At 68.2% G+C, this 14,591-nt stretch carries 14 protein-coding genes; 4 read left to right on the forward strand and 10 right to left on the reverse strand.

Annotated elements, in window-relative coordinates; all coding sequences use genetic code 11:
* Positions 1-76 precede the first annotated feature (76 nt).
* From M2437_RS21205 to M2437_RS21215, 3 genes are read left to right on the forward strand one after another with little or no spacing between them, the layout of a single operon-like run.
* On the forward strand, positions 77-769 hold the full coding sequence (locus M2437_RS21205; RefSeq protein WP_012253814.1) for a glutathione S-transferase family protein: 693 nt from the start codon (positions 77-79) through the stop codon (positions 767-769).
* Entirely contained in the window at positions 766-1,944 is a 1,179-nt protein-coding gene (gene queG / locus M2437_RS21210; protein ID WP_301293169.1) for a tRNA epoxyqueuosine(34) reductase QueG, read from the forward strand. Before M2437_RS21205 ends, queG begins: the two co-directional genes overlap by 4 nt.
* A gap of 6 nt (positions 1,945-1,950) precedes the next feature.
* Positions 1,951-2,820, forward strand: coding sequence for an SDR family oxidoreductase (locus M2437_RS21215; protein WP_253388611.1), 870 nt, complete (start codon positions 1,951-1,953; stop codon positions 2,818-2,820).
* A 59-nt stretch (positions 2,821-2,879) separates the two neighbouring features.
* Here the strand turns inward: M2437_RS21215 and M2437_RS21220 are convergent, their stop codons facing one another.
* The 8 genes from M2437_RS21220 to glnA all read right to left on the reverse strand — a co-directional run bounded on the left by M2437_RS21220 (position 2,880) and on the right by glnA (position 11,339).
* Positions 2,880-3,848, reverse strand: coding sequence for a methyl-accepting chemotaxis protein (locus tag M2437_RS21220; protein ID WP_253388612.1), 969 nt, complete (start codon positions 3,846-3,848; stop codon positions 2,880-2,882).
* Between the two features lie 45 nt (positions 3,849-3,893).
* Positions 3,894-4,844 (reverse strand): PAS domain S-box protein, encoded by a 951-nt coding sequence (locus tag M2437_RS21225; protein WP_253388613.1) that lies wholly within the window; start codon positions 4,842-4,844, stop codon positions 3,894-3,896.
* Positions 4,845-4,965: 121 nt separating this feature from the next.
* The gene (locus tag M2437_RS21230; RefSeq protein WP_253388614.1) at positions 4,966-5,739 is read right to left on the reverse strand and encodes an NUDIX hydrolase; all 774 of its coding nucleotides are present in this window, start codon (positions 5,737-5,739) and stop codon (positions 4,966-4,968) included.
* On the reverse strand, positions 5,690-6,187 hold the full coding sequence (locus M2437_RS21235; protein ID WP_253388615.1) for a DUF983 domain-containing protein: 498 nt from the start codon (positions 6,185-6,187) through the stop codon (positions 5,690-5,692). The genes M2437_RS21230 and M2437_RS21235 overlap by 50 nt, the downstream gene beginning before the upstream one ends.
* Before the next feature lie 23 nt (positions 6,188-6,210).
* Positions 6,211-8,577: a ribonuclease R gene (gene rnr / locus M2437_RS21240; RefSeq protein WP_253388616.1), complete on the reverse strand. Its 2,367-nt coding sequence runs from the start codon at positions 8,575-8,577 to the stop codon at positions 6,211-6,213.
* A gap of 158 nt (positions 8,578-8,735) precedes the next feature.
* A complete protein-coding gene (locus M2437_RS21245) occupies positions 8,736-9,074 on the reverse strand; it encodes a hypothetical protein (protein ID WP_253388617.1) in 339 nt (112 codons plus the stop codon).
* 144 nt (positions 9,075-9,218) lie between these two features.
* Complete coding sequence (locus tag M2437_RS21250) at positions 9,219-9,797, reverse strand: NADPH-dependent FMN reductase (protein WP_253388618.1); 579 nt, start codon at positions 9,795-9,797, stop codon at positions 9,219-9,221.
* Positions 9,798-9,929: 132 nt separating this feature from the next.
* Positions 9,930-11,339 (reverse strand): type I glutamate--ammonia ligase, encoded by a 1,410-nt coding sequence (gene glnA / locus M2437_RS21255; RefSeq protein ID WP_003600520.1) that lies wholly within the window; start codon positions 11,337-11,339, stop codon positions 9,930-9,932.
* Positions 11,340-11,914: 575 nt separating this feature from the next.
* Here glnA and M2437_RS21260 point away from each other — a divergent pair.
* On the forward strand, positions 11,915-12,961 hold the full coding sequence (locus M2437_RS21260; protein ID WP_003600521.1) for a glutamine synthetase beta-grasp domain-containing protein: 1,047 nt from the start codon (positions 11,915-11,917) through the stop codon (positions 12,959-12,961).
* 241 nt (positions 12,962-13,202) lie between these two features.
* Here the strand turns inward: M2437_RS21260 and M2437_RS21265 are convergent, their stop codons facing one another.
* Positions 13,203-14,132: a glutaminase gene (locus M2437_RS21265; protein ID WP_003600522.1), complete on the reverse strand. Its 930-nt coding sequence runs from the start codon at positions 14,130-14,132 to the stop codon at positions 13,203-13,205.
* An 86-nt stretch (positions 14,133-14,218) separates the two neighbouring features.
* Positions 14,219-14,557 (reverse strand): P-II family nitrogen regulator, encoded by a 339-nt coding sequence (locus M2437_RS21270; RefSeq protein ID WP_003600526.1) that lies wholly within the window; start codon positions 14,555-14,557, stop codon positions 14,219-14,221.
* Positions 14,558-14,591 lie beyond the last annotated feature (34 nt).

Raw genomic sequence — 14,591 nt, forward strand, 5'->3', positions numbered from 1 at the left:
CGCGTCGCCCCAATTTCGCCGGTGCGACACGGTCTGCCCAGGGCTCTGCCTTCTTTACCGCTGAACCACGGCCTCGATGGCGACGCTCTATCACTCCCCGTTTTGCCCGAACTCGCGCTTCATCCGCCTCGTCCTGGCCGAGATGGGGATGGAGCCGACTCTCGTCGAGGAACGGGCCTGGGAGCGCCGCCGCGACTTCCTCATCGTCAACCCGGCGGGCACCACGCCGGTGCTGGTGGAGCAGACCGGGCTCGCCATTCCCGGCGCGGGCGTGATCGCGGAGTATCTCGACGAGACGCGGGGGCTCGGCCTCGCCGGGCGGCGGCTTCTGCCCGACACCACCCAGGCGCGGGTGGAGGTGCGGCGCCTGCTCGACTGGTTCCTCGTCAAGTTCAACAGCGAGGTGACCGAGTATCTCGTCACCGAGAAGATCGATAAGCGCTTCATGCCCTCCGCCGCCGGAGGCGGCCCGCCGGACATGAACGCCATTCGTGCGGCGCGCACCAACGTGCGCTATCACCTCCAATATGTCGGCTACCTGATCGGGCAGCGCCGCTGGCTCGCGGGCAACGACCTGACCTATGCCGACCTCGCGGCGGCGGCCCACCTTTCCTGCGTGGACTATCTCGGCGACGTGCCATGGGACGAGGACGAGATGGCGAAGGACTGGTACGCGCGGGTGAAATCCCGCCCGTCCTTCCGCGCGCTGCTGGCCGACCGGGCACCGGGGATGCCGGCGGCCGCCCACTACGCGGATCTGGATTTCTGAAACCCGAAAAGGTTGTCCTCACGGGCCGCGCCCTGCGCGAGACCATCGAGGCGCGCGCGCGCCGTCTCGGCTTCGAGGCGTTCCGCGTCACCCGTCCCGATGCCGTGCCGGACTTGCGCGAGCGCTTGCCGGCATGGCTCGCGGCGGGCCATCACGGCACGATGGACTGGATGGAGGAGCGGGCGGACCAGCGCGCCGCGCCCTCCGCCCTGTGGGCGGAGACCCGCAGCATCGTCATGCTCGGCATGAATGCGGGCCCTGAGCGCGACCCCCTCGAACTCGTCCAGCTGAAGGATCGCGCCGCCATCGCCGCCTATGCGCAACGGCGTGACTATCACGATGTCATCAAGGGCAAGCTGAAGGAACTCGGCGGCTTCCTCTCCGCCCGCTCCGGCCAGCCGGTGAAAGTCTTCGTCGATACCGCGCCCGTCATGGAGAAGCCGCTGGCCCAGGCCGCCGGGCTCGGCTGGCAGGGCAAGCACACGGTGCTGATCTCGCGCGAGCACGGCAACTGGCTGATGCTCGGCGCGATCTTTTCCCGCGCCGAGCTCGAACCCGACACCCCCGAGACAGACCATTGCGGCTCCTGCCGCCGCTGCCTCGACATCTGCCCGACGGATGCCTTCCCGGCCCCTTACCAACTCGATGCGCGCCGCTGCATCGCCTACCTCACCATCGAGCATCAGGGCCCGATCCCCGCCGAATTCCGCGAAAAGATCGGCAACCGGGTGTTCGGCTGCGACGACTGCCTTGCGGTCTGCCCCTGGAACAAGTTCGCGGGCGCGGCGCGGGAGAGCCGCATGGCGGCCCGCGACGATCTCGCCGCGCCGCCGCTCGCCGAACTCGCCCGCCTCGACGATGCGGGGTTTCGCACCCGCTTTGCCGGAACACCGATCAAGCGCACGGGCCGCGACCGCTTCCTGCGCAACGTGCTGATCGCCATCGGCAATTCCGGTGATGCCGCCCTCGCCGCGGAGGCGGTGGCCTGCCTCGCCGAGCCCGATCCGGCGGTGCGCGGTGCCGCCGTCTGGGCCTGCGGCCGGTTGCTGCCCCAAGAGCGGCTGCACGAACTCTTCGCCGCCCATGGACACGGGGAAACGGAGGCGCATGTGAGGGAGGAATGGCGTGAGGCCGCCGCCCTCCCTATGGAAGCGGACGGCCCACGGGAGACCTGACACCGCATGAACCTGTTCGTTTTCGGCCTCGGCTTCTCCGCCCGGCATTTTGCCGAGCGTGAACGGGCGCGATTCAACGCGGTGCGGGCGACGGTGACCGAGCCCGAGCGGGCCAGGAGTCTCGCGGCCGAGACCGGGTTCACCCTGCGCGCCTTCGGACCGGAGGCGGACGATCCCCGCATCGCCGACGATCTCGCCGACACCGACGTCCTGCTGATCTCCGCACCGCCGGGACGGGACGGCGATACGGTGCTCGCCCGCTACCGCGACACCATCGCGAAAAGCCGCATCGGCTGGATCGGCTATCTCTCGACCATCGGCGTCTACGGCGACCAAGGGGGTGCCTGGATCGACGAGACGACGCCCGCTACCCCGAAGAGCGCCCGCTCGCGCGACCGCCTCGCCGTCGAGAATGCATGGCTCGCGCTCGGCGCCGAGACCGGCAAGGCGGTGCAGGTATTTCGCCTCTCGGGCATCTATGGCCCCGGCCGCAATCCGATCGTGAAGCTGCGTGACGGCCGCACCCAGCGCATCGTCAAGCCGGGGCAGGTGTTCAACCGCATCCACGTCGCGGACATCGCCGCGACGCTGGCCGCCTCGATCGAGCACCCGCGGGGGGGCGCGGTCTACAACGTCACCGACGACGAGCCGGCCCCGCCGCAGACGGTGACCGAGCACGCAGCAAGGCTCACCGGACTGCCCCTGCCGCCGGAAGTCGATTTCGAGACCGCCGACCTCAGCCCGATGGCCCGCAGCTTCTACGGCGAGAACAAGCGGGTGCGTAACCGCCTGATCCGCGAGGAGCTGGGCGTGCAGCTCGCCTTCCCGACCTATCGCGAGGGGCTGGCCGCGCTGGTCTCCGACGCGCGCCGGTAGGCGGCCCGTCGCGCAGCGTCCCGAAGGCGGGCCACGAATGTTCGGGACGAGGCTCGGGATCAGATGAACTGAACGCCGATCCCGTCGTCGGCCCGCCGTATGACGCGGCAGCGCCGGGACGGCTCGCCGTCGATGTGAAGCGTGACGAAGTTCGGAAGGTCCGCAGCCTCGAGTGCCAGCTTGGCGCCGCCCTCCGAGAGGTTGAGAATGGTGCAGGGCCGGCTCTGCGGCGTCCCCGCCGTTCGCCCGCGCTCCGGCACAAACGCGACATGGCCGGAGCGCGAGGAGCGAAGGCGCTCCTCGCCCCGCCGCTCCTCCAGCCCGACATTCCAGGCGTCGAGACGGCTCGCGAATTCCGCCACGCTCGCGGCGGTGGCCTGCATGTCGGTGCTGACCTGACCGGTGGTCGCGCGCTGCCGCGTGCTGTCCGCCGTCGTCTGCGCGATGAAACCCTGCACGGTGTCGACCACCGCCGCGGTCGAGACCAGCGCCGCGCCGACATCCCGCGAGACCGCCTGCATGGCGCCGATCTCGCCGGTGATGCGGGCGGTGGCCGAGCGCGCCTGCTCGGCGAGGCTCTTCACTTCGGTGGCGACGACGGCGAAGCCGCGGCCGGCCGCACCGGCGCGGGCGGCCTCGATCGTGGCGTTGAGGGCGAGCAGGTTGATCTGCTCGGCGATGCCCGTGATGACCTCGACCACGCCGGTCATCGCGGCGGCCGCGTCGTCGAGCTTCGCCGAGAGGATTCCGGCGGCGCTCATGCGGGTCTGAATGTCGCCGACCGCATCGTGCGAGCGGTTCATCTGCTCGGCGATCGATTCCGAGATCCGGTGCATCTCCTCGGACGCGCCGGCCACCGTCCGCACCCGGCCCAGCGTCTGCTCGGCCATGGCGAGGGCGCTGGCGCGCACCGCCATGCTCTGGCTGATGTCGAAGGCGTATTTCACGATCTTGAACGGGCGCCCGGCCGCGTCGAGAACCGGGTTGTAGGAAGCCTGAATCCAGACCTCGCGATCATCCTTGGCCACCCGCTGGTAGACGGCGGAGGTGAACTGCCCCGCCCGCAGCGTCGCCTAGAACTCGGCATAGGCCGGGCTTGCGGCGATTTCGGGCGTCACGAACATCCGGTGATGCCGGCCCTGCACCTCGGGAAGGGTGTAGCCGAGCGCGTTCAGGAAGTTGTCGTTGGCGTCGAGCACCGTGCCGTCCATGCCGAACTCGATCACCGCCTGCGAGCGCCGGGCGGCCTCGACCTTTCCCGCCATGTCGGCGGCGACGCGCTTGGCCGCGGTGATGTCGGAGGCGTATTTGACAACCTTGAACGGGCGCCCGGACGGATCGAGGATCGGGTTGTAGGTCGCCTGGATCCAGACCTCGCGCCCATCCTTGCCGACGCGCAGGAACTCGCCGGCCCTGTACTCGCCACGGGCGAGTGCTTCCCAAAAGGCGCGGTACTCCGCGGATGCCGCTTCTTCCGGCCGCACGAACTGGCTGTGGTGCCGGCCCTCCACCTCGTGCGGCGCGTAGCCGAGGGCGTTGAGGAAGTTGGCGTTGGCGCTGCGCACCGTCCCATCGAGGTCGAACTGGATCACCGCCTGCGACCGGCTGATCGCGGCGATCTGGCCCGCCGTCTCGGCGGCGGCGAGCCGCTCGGTCGTCACGTCGAGGGCGAATTTGACGATCTTCCGAACGCGGCCGGCGGCGTCGAGGATCGGATTGTAACTCGCCCGGATCCAGACCTTGCGTCCGTCCTTGGTGAGACGCCCATAGGCCGCCGTCTGAAACGTGCCGCGGCGCAGGCCCCGCCAGAACGCCTCGTACTCCGCGCTCTCCGCCTCTTGCGGGTCCACGAACAGGCGATGATGCCGCCCGCGCACCTCACCGAGGGTGTAGCCCATCAGTGAGAGGAAATTGTCGTTGGCGTCGAGCACTGTCCCATCGACGGCGAAGGTGATGACCGCTTGGGAGCGGTTGAGCGCGTCGAAGATGGACGCGGCATCGGAGCGGCGAAGGACGGAGAGCATCGGTGATTTCGGCTCCACTTGCCGCCCCACGATGCCCGATGCCGCTTAAGAATCTCCTCTGGGGCATCAAAGGATGCATTTCCGTCGGTGCGGACAGAGCCGACGATGCATTCCGTCCCGTTCAGATCTCCTCCCGCACCCCTTTGCCGCGGCGCTCGAAGTAGAACGGGATCGGCCTGTAGGGCGGGAAGCCGGCGTCGGCTGCCGCTTCCAGATCGTCGAGGATCACGCGGGTGATGCGCGGCAGGTCGAGCTTGCGCGCGGCATCGAGATCGACCCAGGCGAGTTCGGTCAGTTCCGCATCGGGCCCGACAATACCGGGCCGCTCGGCGACCACCGCTTTGCGATCGACGGCGAAGAAGCGGGTATCGAAGCGGCGGGGGCGCTTCGGCGGCGTGATCGCCCGCGCCACCAGATGCAGGGTTTCGAGATCGGGCATCACCCCTTCGTCGGCGAAGGCCTGCCACGCACCCTCCGGTGCGGTCTCCGGCGGACCATAATCGCGGGTGCCGATGAGAAGGCCGGTCTCCTCGTAGGTCTCGCGGATCGCGGCGAGCGCGAGCGAGCGGCCGAGATGGTGGGGTGCGCGCGGCAGCTTGGCCCGCAAGGCGTCGTCGGCCCGCTGCGACAGGGCACCGGCGACCGGCATCATCCGGTCGGACGGTTCGATCCGTCCGCCGGGAAACACGAACTTGCCGCCCATGAAGGCGAGGCCGGCATGGCGCCGGCCCATCAGCAGCTTCAGCTTCTTCCGTGACCGGTCGAGAATGATCAGCGTCGCGGCATCGCGCGGGCGCAACAGCACCGGGCGGGGCGTGGCAGCAGGCGAAGCGGGCTGATCTGAATCAGGCTGATCCAAGCTTTGGGGCGTCGCCTGCTCTGCTTCCTGCCTCACCGCCGCGTCTCTCCCCCGTGCCCGTGCCGGTCCCACCGCGCGCGGGGGGCAACTTGCCGAAACCGTGCATGCCGAACGTGTATTGCAGGCCAATCACCGCGCCCTTGACCGGCTGCAACAGCAGGAGCGCCAGGACGAGGGTGAGCAGCGGCCACACCGTCATCGAAATCCAGAGCGGCACGTCGTAGCCCATCTCGATCTCGAGCACGAGGTAGCCGATGATGTGGCCCACGAGGAAGATCACGATATAGGGCGGCAGGTCGTCGGCCCGGTGGCCCTCCATCTCCAGGCCGCAGGCCTCGCAAGCCGGCCGCACCTTGAGGAAGCGGCCGAAGACGTGGCCCTCGCCGCAATGCGGGCAGCGGTTGAGGAAGCCGTTGGCCATGGCCGGGAGCAGCCGCGTCCGCTCCTGGAGAGCCGGGGCCGGAGGGGAGGCGTAGGTTTCCATGGGCCGAGTCTAGCCCCTTCCGCTCAGCGACGCGAGCCGCGATGGCGCCGCGCTGCATCGCTCTCGGAGGCCGCCGCCTTGCCGGGGCGCGGCTTACCCTTGGGCGACTTTGCACCGAACTTCGCCTTGCCCAACTTCGCCTTGCCCGGACTCGCCTTGGGCCCGCTGCGCTTGATCCCGCCGCCTTTGGCGCCGGAGCGGCTGCGCCCCTCCGACAGGATCTCGAAGCGCAGGGCGCCGGCCACCGCCGCCGCCTCGACGAGGCGGACCTCGACCGTGTCGCCGAGGCGGTAAGTCTCGCCGCTGCGGTCGCCGACGAGGGCATGCAGGGCCTCGTCGTGGCGATAATATTCGTGGCCGATGGTGGAGACGGGCACGAACCCGTCGGCCCCGGTCTCGGCGAGCTTCACGAACAGCCCCGAGCGCGTCACCCCGGAGATCCGGCCGGTGAAGGTCGCGCCGACCCGGTCGGCGAGGTAGCCTGCGATAAGCCGGTCGATGGTCTCGCGCTCGGCCGCCATCGCCCGGCGCTCGGCCGCCGAGATCTGCTCGGAGACGGCGTCGAGCATACCCGGCGTGGTGTCGCCCGGCAGGCCGTCCTTGCCCAATCCGCAGGCACGCACGAGAGCACGGTGGACGATGAGATCCGCGTAGCGGCGGATGGGTGAGGTGAAGTGGGCGTAGCGGCGCAGGTTGAGGCCGAAGTGGCCTAAATTCTGTGCAGCGTAGATCGCCTGTGCCTGCGAACGCAGCACCACCTCGTTGATGAACGGGGCGTGCTCGCTCTCGGCCACCTGGGCGAGGATGCGGTTGAACAGGTCCGGCCGCAGCGCCCCGGCCTTGGTCATCTTGACGCCGACCGAGGCGAGCACCTCGCCGAGCGCGCGCATCTTCTCCAGGGCCGGTTCGTCGTGGACCCGGTAGATCAGCGGCGAGCCCGCCTTCTCCAGGGTCTCGGCCGCCGCGACGTTGGCCTGGATCATGAACTCCTCGATCAGCCGGTGCGCCTCCAGACGCTCCGGCACGATCACCCGATCGACGCCGCCTTCCGCGTCGAGCAGCACCTTGCGCTCCGGCAGGTCGAGGGCGAGCGGACCGCGGGCGTCGCGGGCCCGCTTCATCGCCTCGTAGGCCGCGTAGAGCGGGCGGAGCGCGGTCTCCAGCACCGGTCCCGATTTCTCGTCCGGCCGGCCGTCGATGGCAGCCTGCGCCTGCGCATAGGCGAGCTTGGCGTGCGAGCGCATCAGGATGCGGTGGAAGCTGTGGCTGCGCTTCACCCCGTCCGCGCCGATGATCATCCGCACGGCGAGCGCCGGGCGGTCCTCGCCCTCGCGCAGCGAGCAGAGATCGTTCGAGATGCGCTCGGGCAGCATCGGCACCACCCGGTCGGGGAAGTAGACCGAATTGCCCCGCAGCAGCGCCTCGCGGTCGAGGGCCGAATCCGGCCGGATATAGGCGGCCACATCCGCGATCGCGACGGTGACGATGAAGCCGCCCGCATTGGCCGGATCGGGATCGGCCTCAGCCATCACCGCGTCGTCGTGGTCCTTGGCGTCGGGCGGGTCGATGGTGACCAGCGGCGCCTCGCGCCAATCCTCGCGACCGCGCTTGGTCGCGCGCTTGGCTGCATCCGCCTCTGCCAGCACGGCGGCGGGGAAGACATGCGGGATGTTGTGGATGTGCAGCGCGATCAGGCTCACCGCCTTCTCGGAGCCGAGCGCGCCGAGCCGCTCGGTGACGCGCCCACGGGGCAGGCCGAAGCGGGTCTCGCGCTCCACCGCGACGCTGACGAGGTCGCCATCCCGGGCCTCACCTTCCTCGCCCGGCGGGATCGCGATTTCCTTACCCTGAGATTTCTTCTCGACGGGAAGCAGGCGCCCGCCGTCGCGGCCGGCGCGATAGACGCCGATCACCTCGGAGCGGTTCTTGCCGATCACCTTGATGACGCGGCCGGTGTAGCGGCCGGGCGCTTCCGGGTCCGGCGCGACGCGGACCAGCGCCCGGTCGCCGATGCCGGGCGCGGGGCGGTTGCCCTTGCGGGCGGCGCGCGGAGTCTCGACGGCGATCTTGGGCGCCTCGCCCTCCCCGTCCCACTGCGCCGGGCGAGCGATCAGGTCGCCATCGCGGTCGCGCAACACGATGTCGGCGAGCACGACCGGCGGCAGGCTGCCGCTTTTCCGCAAGCCGCCGCGGTCGCGCTCGAGCGCGCCCTCGGCCTCGATCTCCTTCAGGATCGCCTTCAGGCCGATCTTGTCGGCGCCCGAGATACCGAAGGCCTTGGCGATTTCGCGCTTGCCGACCTTTCCGGGCGTCTCGGCGACGAAGGCGAGGATCTGCTCGCGGGAGGGAAGAACGGGGGTGCCCGCCGTCGGATTGATGCGTCTGGCCAAGGAGCAAGGCTCTCCGCGCCGGTCCGGGAAGGCGTGGCGCGTTCGGTTTTTCGTTGATTGGGGAGACCGTTGACGATCCCGGCACCTCTTCAAGATGGGCGCTCGAACGCCTTAGAACAACGCCGCGAGATCGACCGTGAACAGGTTCGGCCCCGGCGTCAGCCCGTGGAAGCCGATTTGCGGATCGTCTCCACTGCCCGATCCACGTCGAAATCGGCCCGTGACAGCTCTTCGAGGGTAAAGGGCGCGCCCCGCGGCAGTGTCAGGTTCACCTGTCCTTCCGCCGGCTGAAGCTCGGGCGCTTCCGCCGCGCGGATCGCCAGGGTCCAGGCGCCATCGATCCGCACCGCGTCCGCCGACGGCGGATCGGCCGCGAGCGCCGCGATCTTGTCCGCCGCCGCCTGCCGGAAGGCGAGGCTCAGGCCGTCATCGGAGACGAGCGCCGCCTTGATCAACTCGGCCAGCGCGTCCTTAACTCTGTCGAAACTCGCGTTCATCCGCCCGCTTTCCTCATCCGCCTATGCTTCGAGGGGTGCAAACGGAGTGCCGCGCGCAAGGTTCAGAGTGCCTCACAAAACTCCCGGTCTCTGACCGTTCTCGCTCTGGCGATGACAGCGCGGCGGGCGTTTTGTGAGAGACACTCAGTACGGCGTGCCCCCGGCCCGCTTCGCCTTCAGGGCCTCGGCGTACCAAGTCAGCTCGTCGAGAAACTTCTTCGCGGCCCGGCCGAGCCAGTCCTCAGCGGGTTCGCCCGCCTCGCTCAGCGCCTTGTGGATGCGCGGGATCGGCAGGAGCGAGGGAATGCTCGGCGTTCCGAGTTCGGCCAGCATCGCCCGCAACTGCATCGCCGCGCGCACGCCGCCATACTGCCCCGCCGAGTAGCAGCAGATGGCCGAAGGCCGCCAGAAATACTCCTCCAGGAAGTGGTCGAGGGTGTTGGAGAGCGCGGGCGGGATCGAGTGGTTGTACTCGGCCGAGACCACGACGAAGGCATCCGCCCCGCGAAACAGCGTCGCCAGCCGCTCCAGCGGTTCGGGGGCCTCGCCCCTGGGATATTCCTTGTACATCCGGTCGAGGAGCGGAAGCTTCAACTCGGCGGGATCGACCAGCGGCGCCGTGTGGCCGCGGGCTTCGAGTTGCGCGACGAGGAAGCGGGCGGCGCGGATGCCGACGCGGTCCGTGCGCACGGAACCGAGGATCACGGGGACGGTGAGGGTCATGGGTGAGACTCCCGATCGGACGGGCCTACTGGTTCCGCCCCGGCTGCCAGCGTCAAGCATTCCCCGAACAAAAAAGGCACCGGAGCCTCGAAGGCTCCGGTGCCCGCTGCACAACGCTGCGCGAAAAAGATCTTACAGCGAGTAGTACTGCACGAACTCGATCGGGTGCGGGGTCATCTCGTAGCGCAGCACCTCGGCCATCTTCAGCTCGATGAACGAGTCGATCTGGTCGTCCGAGAACACGCCGCCGGCCTTGAGGAAGGCGCGGTCCTTGTCGAGGTTCTGCAGCGCCTCACGAAGCGAGCCGCAGACCGTCGGGATCTTCTTCAGCTCGCGCGGCGGCAGATCGTAGAGATCCTTGTCCATCGCCGGGCCCGGATCGATCTTGTTGATGATGCCGTCGAGGCCGGCCATCAGCAGGGCCGAGAAGGCGAGATACGGGTTGGCCATCGGATCGGGGAAGCGGACCTCGACGCGCTTGGCCTTCGGGTTCGTCGTCCACGGGATACGGCAGGAGGCCGAGCGGTTGCGGGCCGAATAGGCCAGCAGCACGGGGGCCTCGTAGCCCGGCACCAGACGCTTGTAGGAGTTGGTGGACGGGTTGGTGAAGGCGTTGAGCGCCTTGGCGTGCTTGATGATGCCGCCGATGTACCACAGGCATTCCTGGCTGAGGTCGGCATACTTGTCGCCGGCAAACAGCGGCTTGCCGTCCTTCCAGATCGACTGGTGCACGTGCATGCCCGAGCCGTTGTCGCCGTAGACGGGCTTGGGCATGAAGGTGGCGGACTTGCCGTAGCTCTGCGCCACGTTGTGGATGCAGTACTTATAGATCTGCATGTGGTCGGCGAGCAGGGTCAGCGTGTCGAACTTCATGCCGAGCTCGTGCTGGGCCGACGCCACCTCGTGGTGGTGCTTCTCGACCTTCACGCCCATTGACTGCATCGCGGCCAGCATCTCGCCGCGCATGTCCTGGGCCGAATCCTGCGGCGGGACGGGGAAGTAGCCGCCCTTGGTCTGCACCCGGTGGCCGAGGTTGCCGCCCTCGTAATCGGTGAAGCCGTTGGTCGGCAGCTCGGTCGAGTCGAGCTGGAAGCCGGTATGGTAGGGGTCGGCGCCGAACTTCACGTCGTCGAACACGAAGAACTCGGCCTCGGGGCCGACAAAGATCGTGTCGCCGATGCCGGTGGAGCGCAGATACGCCTCGGCGAGCTTGGCGGTCGAGCGCGGATCGCGGGCATAGGGCTCGCCGGTCGAGGGCTCGAGCACGTCGCAGACGATCGACATGGTGGAGGCCGAGAAGAACGGGTCCATGCAGGCCGTGACCGGATCGGGCATCAGCAGCATGTCGGATTCGTTGATCGCCTTCCAGCCGGCGATCGACGAGCCGTCGAACATGGTGCCGTCCTGGAACATCTCCTCGTCGATCAGGGAGACGTCGAAGGTCACATGCTGCCACTTGCCGCGCGGGTCGGTGAAGCGGAAGTCGACGTACTTGACGTCATTGTCCTTGATGGCCTTCAGCACATCGGCGGCCGTATTCATGCTGTGCGTCTCCTCGGCAAATTCTGGAAGCGGGGCGGCGAACCATCGGCCGGGTCCGGGCGCGGTCCAAGCCGGTCCGTCCCTGGGGCGCGATAGAATGATCGGGAAAGCGGCATGTCTCGACGGGGCGGCTTCACGCCCGCGGCGTCGCTCCTGATCCGGGTCCGGCCCCCTCTCGCGTCCCCGGCCGGTCTCGCCGGCCGCGCGGACGATATCGTCCGCGCTTCGCCGTTGCCACCCGTCGGCAGGCAAAAAATCCACGCATTCGCGGGACGTTCGGACTGTTTCGTCTGCAAGACCGGCCCTTGGGCGGTCATATTTGCCGCATAGGCCACCGCCTCGCGACCAGGGCGACTGGCACGCGACATGCTTAGGCGGAAACCGGAGCGTCCACCCGCACAGTGGGCGCTCGGGGGTCGGGCTGGCGCCCTGCTCGCCGGTGGATCGGCGTCTCGGATGCGGCGGGGAAGTCACCCGCCGGACGCCGCGATCCAACGGCCGGGCAGGTTCTCAACGACGCCGGTTCCGCAAAGGTTTCGTCAGGACACGGATCCTCAAGGTACGAGAGACTGGGAATGACCAAGTTTAAGCTCGAGTACATCTGGCTCGACGGCTACACGCCCACACCGAACCTGCGCGGCAAGACGCAGATCAAAGAGTACGACAGCTTCCCGACCTTCGAGCAGCTCCCGCTCTGGGGCTTCGACGGCAGCTCGACGCAGCAGGCCGAGGGCTCCTCCTCCGACTGCGTGCTGAAGCCCGTGCGCCACTTCCCCGACCCGGCCCGCACCAACGGCGTGCTCGTGCTGTGCGAAGTGATGATGCCGGACGGCAAGACCCCGCACCCGTCGAACAAGCGCGCGACCGTGCTCGACGATGCCGGCGCGTGGTTCGGCTTCGAGCAGGAGTACTTCCTCTACAAGAACGGCCGCCCGCTCGGCTTCCCCGAGACCGGCTACCCCGCTCCGCAGGGTCCGTATTATTGCGGCGTCGGCGCCTCGAATGTCGGCCCCGTAGCCCGCAAGATCGTCGAGGAGCATCTCGACCTCTGCCTTGCCGCCGGCATCAACCACGAAGGCATCAACGCCGAAGTGGCCAAGGGCCAGTGGGAATTCCAGATCTTCGGCAAGGGCTCCAAGAAGGCCGCCGACGAGATGTGGATGGCGCGCTACCTGCTCCAGCGCCTGTGCGAGACCTACGAGATCGACATCGAGTACCATTGCAAGCCGCTCGGCGACACCGACTGGAACGGCTCGGGCATGCACTGCAACTTCTCGACGACGTTCATGCGCGAGACCGGCGGCAAGGAGTATTTCGAGGCGGTGATGGCCAGCTTCGAAAAGAACCTGGACGACCACATCGCCGTCTACGGCCCCGACAACCACATGCGCCTGACCGGCAAGCACGAGACGGCGCCGTGGAACAAGTTCTCCTACGGCGTGGCCGACCGCGGCGCCTCGGTGCGCGTGCCCCACTCTTTCGTCAACAACGGCTACAAGGGCTACCTTGAGGACCGCCGCCCGAACTCCATGGGCGACCCCTACCAGATCGCCTCGCAGGTTCTGAAGACGATCTCCGAGGTTCCGCTCCCGGGCGAAGCCGCGCAGAAGGCCGTCGCGTAAGACTTTCGAGGCCGACAATAGCGTCTGAAACAGGCCGCCTCCGTCGAAAGACGGGGGCGGTTTTTGTTTGGCTTATCCCGGTCTCGCCCTCATCCTGAGGTGCCGCAGCGAAGCAGAGGCCTCGAAGGATCCTCCGGTAGCCGTGCGATCCCCGGAGGATTCTTCGAGGGCCGCTGACGCGGCCACCTCAGTGATCAGGGCAAGGCTGCGGGGATCAGTGTGCTAGGGCGGCCGGCGCGCCTCACACCCCAAAAATCGACCACCCGGTCCGTTTCACCAGCATCTCCAGGGCGATACGCCCGAGATGGGAATTGCCCGCCGCATCCAGTCCCGGCGACCAGACGCAGATCGAGGCCTTGCCCGGCGCAACGGCCAAGATACCGCCGCCGACGCCGCTCTTGCCCGGCAGGCCGACGCGGTAGGCAAAATCGCCCGAGCCGTCATAGTGGCCACAGGTCAGCATGATCGCGTTGATGCGCCGCGCCCGCTCAGCCGAGATCACCGAGTGCCCGGCCAGCGGATGGTGCCCGGAATAGGCCAGGAACAGCCCGGCGGTGGCGAGCTGGCGGCAGGTCATCGCGATGGCGCAGTGATGGAAGTAGACGCCCAGCGTGTAATCGACCGGATTCTCGATCACATCGAAGGAGCGCATGTAGTTGGCGAGCGCCGCGTTGCGGAAGCCCGTGCGCTTCTCGGAGGCCGCTACGCGTTCGTCGATGGTGATGCTGTCGTCCTGCGCCACAAACTGCATGAAGCGCAGGATTTCGCCCAACGCCTCCCGCGGCTGATGGCCCGACAGGATCAGGTCGGTGACGGCGATGGCGCCGGCATTGATGAACGGATTGCGCGGGATGCCGTGTTCCCGCTCCAACTGCACGATGGAGTTGAACGGGCTGCCCGAGGGCTCGCGGCCGACCCGGCGCCAGAGCCGGTCGCCGACCATGCCGAGGGCCAGCGTCAGGGTGAAGACCTTGGAGATGCTCTGGATCGAGAAGGGGGTGTCGGCATCCCCCCCGGCCGCGACCCGCCCGTCGCCGTCGATCACGACGAGGCCGAAGCCTTGAGCGTCGACGCGGGCCAGTTCGGGGATGTAGCTCGCCACCGCGCCGCGATCGGGGCGGGCCCGCATCTCCGCGGCGATGTCTTTGACGATACTGTCGAGATCGGGCACGGCGTCGCTCGGCTACGGCGCTTCACGGCAAGCGCGGACGCGGCCGGCCCTTCACGAAGCGGGCCAGGACAGCGGGGCCGACTGGATCAGATCGCGTCGGTGCCGGTCTCGCCGGTGCGGATGCGGATGGCTTCCTCGATCGTCGAGACGAAGATCTTGCCGTCGCCGATGCGGCCGGTCTGGGCCGACTTGCGGATCGCTTCCACGGCACCCTCGACTAGGGCGTCCGAGAGTACGATCTCCAGCTTCACCTTCGGGAGGAAGTCCACGACGTATTCGGCGCCGCGGTAGAGTTCGGTATGGCCTTTCTGCCGGCCGAAGCCCTTCGCCTCGATCACGGTGATGCCCTGGAGACCGACCTCTTGGAGGGCTTCCTTCACCTCGTCGAGCTTGAACGGCTTGATGATCGCCTCGATCTTCTTCATCCGGAAAAGCCTGATCCGCCTAGTCCCTCAGTCA

The organism is Methylorubrum pseudosasae (assembly GCF_029504475.1).
Taxonomy (GTDB): Bacteria; Pseudomonadota; Alphaproteobacteria; order Rhizobiales; family Beijerinckiaceae; genus Methylobacterium; species Methylobacterium extorquens.

Bases quoted from the DNA above. Each gene is read 5' to 3' on its own strand.
- M2437_RS21205 (WP_012253814.1), top strand. From the start codon at position 77: ATGGCGACGCTCTATCACTCCCCGTTTTGCCCGAACTCGCGCTTCATC.
- M2437_RS21215 (WP_253388611.1), top strand. From the start codon at position 1,951: ATGAACCTGTTCGTTTTCGGCCTCGGCTTCTCCGCCCGGCATTTTGCC.
- M2437_RS21225 (WP_253388613.1), bottom strand. From the start codon at position 4,844: ATGCTCTCCGTCCTTCGCCGCTCCGATGCCGCGTCCATCTTCGACGCG.
- M2437_RS21235 (WP_253388615.1), bottom strand. From the start codon at position 6,187: ATGGAAACCTACGCCTCCCCTCCGGCCCCGGCTCTCCAGGAGCGGACG.
- M2437_RS21245 (WP_253388617.1), bottom strand. From the start codon at position 9,074: ATGAACGCGAGTTTCGACAGAGTTAAGGACGCGCTGGCCGAGTTGATC.
- M2437_RS21250 (WP_253388618.1), bottom strand. From the start codon at position 9,797: ATGACCCTCACCGTCCCCGTGATCCTCGGTTCCGTGCGCACGGACCGC.
- glnA (WP_003600520.1), bottom strand. From the start codon at position 11,339: ATGAATACGGCCGCCGATGTGCTGAAGGCCATCAAGGACAATGACGTC.
- M2437_RS21260 (WP_003600521.1), top strand. From the start codon at position 11,915: ATGACCAAGTTTAAGCTCGAGTACATCTGGCTCGACGGCTACACGCCC.
- M2437_RS21270 (WP_003600526.1), bottom strand. From the start codon at position 14,557: ATGAAGAAGATCGAGGCGATCATCAAGCCGTTCAAGCTCGACGAGGTG.